Source organism: Streptomyces sp. SID5910, assembly GCF_009862125.1.
Taxonomy (GTDB): domain Bacteria; phylum Actinomycetota; class Actinomycetes; order Streptomycetales; family Streptomycetaceae; genus Streptomyces.
The window spans coordinates 1-3,626 of record NZ_WWHX01000707.1; the positions used below are offsets into that span (position 1 = coordinate 1).

At 73.1% G+C, this 3,626-nt stretch carries 4 protein-coding genes; all 4 read left to right on the forward strand.

All coding sequences use genetic code 11. The annotated features are described in order from the left end of the window. Positions 1–249: 249 nt before the first annotated feature. The 4 genes from GTW67_RS24665 (at position 250) to GTW67_RS24680 (ending at position 3,606) form a co-directional block, all read left to right on the forward strand. Positions 250–1,038 carry a GntR family transcriptional regulator gene (locus GTW67_RS24665; RefSeq protein ID WP_161166997.1) on the forward strand — a complete coding sequence of 263 codons (789 nt, stop codon included), beginning with the start codon at positions 250–252 and terminating at the stop codon, positions 1,036–1,038. A gap of 75 nt (positions 1,039–1,113) precedes the next feature. Then, complete coding sequence (locus GTW67_RS24670) at positions 1,114–1,341, forward strand: 4Fe-4S dicluster domain-containing protein (protein ID WP_010986276.1); 228 nt, start codon at positions 1,114–1,116, stop codon at positions 1,339–1,341. Positions 1,342–1,354: 13 nt separating this feature from the next. Continuing rightward, entirely contained in the window at positions 1,355–2,716 is a 1,362-nt protein-coding gene (locus GTW67_RS24675) for an ABC transporter substrate-binding protein (RefSeq protein WP_161166998.1), read from the forward strand. Beyond that, positions 2,713–3,606, forward strand: coding sequence for an ABC transporter permease (locus GTW67_RS24680; protein ID WP_161166999.1), 894 nt, complete (start codon positions 2,713–2,715; stop codon positions 3,604–3,606). Before GTW67_RS24675 ends, GTW67_RS24680 begins: the two co-directional genes overlap by 4 nt. Positions 3,607–3,626: the final 20 nt, after the last annotated feature.

Consider the following 3,626-nt stretch of genomic DNA (forward strand, 5'->3'; position numbering starts at 1 on the left):
GGGCGGCACGGGTGGGCGCGGCGGCACCCCGCAACGCCGGGCCACCCACCCCACCCGACGCGCACACCGCACGCCGCCCACCGCCCAACACCGGGCCCCCGGCCGACCTCCACCGCCCGCCGCCCCTGGGTGGCACATCTCCCCCCACCCCCCACAAAACCCCAGCTCACCCCACCAACCGGCGGAGCCCCCGGTGGCGCAACAATCCAGCAACACCACGAACCCCACCACATAGGTATGGTTCCCGCCATGCCCCCCACCGACCGCATCCGAGACCACGCCGGCCAGGGCGCGACCACCGTCGCCGCCCACCGGGCGCGGCGCCGGCTGCGTGCCGACCGGGCCCGTCAGCTCGCCGACCTGCTCCGCCGCCAGATCCTCACGGAGGCCTTCCCCGACACCACGCTCCCCCACGAGGACGCCCTCGCCACCGACTACGGCGCGTCCCGCAACACCGTCCGCGAGGCACTGGACCTGCTCCGCGCCGAAGGCCTCGTCGCCCGCCAGCCCGGCGTCGGCACCGTCGTCGTGGCCCGCAAGTACGCCCACGGCCTGGACCGCCTGATGGGCCTCGCGGAGACCCTGCACGAACACGGCCGCATCACCAACGAGGTCCGCACGACCGCCGCCGTCCGCGCCCCCGCCCCGGTCGCCGAACGCCTCCACGTCGCACCCGGCACCGACGTCCTCTACATCGAGCGCCTGCGCCGCCTGAACGGCATCCCGCTCTCCCTCGACCTCACCTACCTGCCCCTCGACATCGGCACCCCCCTGCTCGGCGCCGACCTCGAGAACACCGACGTCTTCCGCCTCCTGGAGTCCGTCACCGGCCGGCCCCTCGGCCACGCCGAGATCACCCTGGAGGCGATCACCGCGGACGCGCACTGTTCCGCCGTACTCGAGGCCCCGCGCGGCACGGCGGTCCTCATGCTGGAACGCCTCACCCACCTCGCGGACGGCCGCCCCGTCGACCTGGAGTTCATCCGCTTCCGCGGCGACCGCATCGCGATGAGCGGCCTCCTGCACCGGACCCGGTGAGCGGCTTCCGCCCCACCGGTCCCGGCAACACCCTCCGCCCCGCCCCTTCCTTCGCGCACCTCCCTGGAGACAGCCATGCCCTTGGCGCCCCAGCGGGCCGACGTGCCCGTGACCATCGACGAGTCGAAGTGCATCGACGGCTGCACGCTCTGCGTGGACATGTGCCCGCTGGACTCCCTCGCCATCGACGAGAGCAACGGCAAGGCGTACATGCACGTCGACGAGTGCTGGTACTGCGGCCCGTGCGCCGCCCGCTGCCCCACCGGGGCCGTCACGGTCAACATGCCCTACCTGCTCCGGTGAGAGGCCGACTCCCATGAAACTCGAACGTTCCGCCGTCCTGGCCACCACGGCCGTCGCCGCCCTGCTCCTCCCCCTCACCGCCTGCGGCGGCAGCGCGTCGGCCGACGGCGACGGCTCGACGGTCACCGTGACCGTCGGCTACCAGTCCCGGACCATCAACACGGTCACGGCCGGCACCCTCCTGCGCTCCCTCGGCTACTTCGAGAAGCAGCTCGACGCCCTCGGCGACGGCGTCACCTACAAGGTCGACTGGCAGGACTACGCGACCGGCGCCCCCATCACCGCGCAGATGACCGCCGGAAAGATCGACATCGGCTCGATGGGCGACTTCCCGCTGCTCATCAACGCGGCCCGCGGCAAGCAGCTCGGCAAGCCCACCCGCCTGGTCTCGGTCACCGGCTACAACCTCCGCGGCGGCCTCAACACCATCGTCACCGCCCCCGACTCCTCCCTCACCTCGCTGAAGGACCTCAAGGGCAAGAAGGTCTCCACCAGCGTCGGCTCGGCCGCCGACGGCACCCTCGTACGGGCGCTCCAGCGGGCCGGCCTCGACCCGGACGAGGACATCGACAAGCTCAACCAGCAGCCCGCCGTGGGTGCTTCGGCGCTGTCCTCGGGCAGTGCGGACGCCCTGTCGCAGTTCGTCGCCTGGCCCGGCCTGCTCGCCCGGCAGGGCAAGGCGAAGGCCCTGTACGACGGTGCGCAGCTGAACCTGCCCACCTTCCACGGGGTCACCGCCCGCGAGGACTTCGCGAAGAAGCGCCCGGCCGTGCTGGACGCCTTCCTGAAGGCCCAGACCCAGGCGACCGACTACCTGGACGCACACCCGGTGGACGCCGCCGAGTCGGTCGCGAAGGCCACCGGCCTGCCCGCCGAGGCCGTCTACCTCTACAACGGCGCCCAGGGCATCGCCACCTTCGACCCGGCGATCAAACCCCAGCTCGTCGCGGCCCTGAAGGAGGACGTGTCGGTCCTCAAGGCCGCCAAGCTGACCGGCGACGTGGACGTGGACGCCTTCGTCGACGACCGGTACGTGAAGAAGGCACTCGGCCCCACCGCCTACGCCGAACGGCTCGCCTCCACGCCCCCGAAGCCGGCCGGTGAGGTCTGGCCGAAGGGCACGCGCAAGACGCTCCCCTTCCCCTCCCCCACCGCCCTGCTGCGGCACGTCGCCGCGCACCAGGACGACGTCCGGGCCGCCTACGTCCCCGACACCACCACCGGCACCCTGTGGTTCGCCGACCGGTCGGTGTGGGTGGCCGACGGCGACCGGCTGCTGCCCTTCGTCGCACCGGAGACCGCGCAGGCCTACATCGGCGGTCACGGCGGTGCCCGCGTCGTCACGTACGCCGAGGCCCTGGAGCGGGCGTCATGATCCGGTACGCGCTGCGCGTCGCCTCGCTCGCCGCCGCCCTCGGCCTGTGGCAGCTGCTGACCAGCCGGGACGTCGACCTCTGGCTGCGCTTCTCGCAGTTCCCCACCGTCACCGACGTGGCCCGCACCTTCGCCGACCGGCTGGCCGGCCCCGACTACTGGACGGACCTCACCGACAGCCTCACCCGCATCCTCACCGGCTTCCTGCTCGCCGCCGTCCTGGGCGTGGCCACCGGGGTGCTGGTGGCCCGCTCGCGGCTCGCCGAGGATCTGCTCGGCCCGGTGCTGGAGGTGATCCGCCCGATCCCGGCCATCGCCCTGGTCCCCGTGGCGATCCTTCTCTTCCCCTCCAACGAGCAGGGCATCGTCTTCATCACCTGCACCGCCGCCTTCTTCCCGGTCCTGGTCTCCACCCGGCACGCGGTCCGCGCGCTGACCCCCGTGTGGGAGGAGGCGGTGCGCACGATGGGCGGCGGCCGGTGGCGGGTCCTCGCCTCGGTCGTCCTGCCGGGCGCGCTGCCCGGCGTCTTCGGCGGCCTGTCCGTCGGGATCGGCGTGTCGTGGATCTGCGTGATCTCCGCCGAGATGATCTCCGGCCAGTACGGCGTCGGGTACCGCACGTGGCAGGACTACACCGTCGTCGACTACCCGGGCGTCTTCGTCGGCATGGTCACCATCGGGGTGCTGGGCTGGCTGACCTCCACGGCCGTGGAACTGCTGGGCCGCCGCCTGACCCACTGGCTGCCGCGCGCCTCCTACGTCCCCGGCGCCGCCCGGCCCAGGTCCGCGCGGTCCGGCACGGCCGCGCCCGCCGCCCGCACCGCCGCACCCGCCGTACGCAAGGGCACCGAGCCCGAGGAGGCACGCGATGAGCACCTCGTCCGAGACTGAGACCCGGCCGGCGGCCGGCC

Bases quoted from the DNA above. Each gene is read 5' to 3' on its own strand.
- GTW67_RS24665 (WP_161166997.1), top strand. From the start codon at position 250: ATGCCCCCCACCGACCGCATCCGAGACCACGCCGGCCAGGGCGCGACC.
- GTW67_RS24670 (WP_010986276.1), top strand. From the start codon at position 1,114: ATGCCCTTGGCGCCCCAGCGGGCCGACGTGCCCGTGACCATCGACGAG.
- GTW67_RS24675 (WP_161166998.1), top strand. From the start codon at position 1,355: ATGAAACTCGAACGTTCCGCCGTCCTGGCCACCACGGCCGTCGCCGCC.
- GTW67_RS24680 (WP_161166999.1), top strand. From the start codon at position 2,713: ATGATCCGGTACGCGCTGCGCGTCGCCTCGCTCGCCGCCGCCCTCGGC.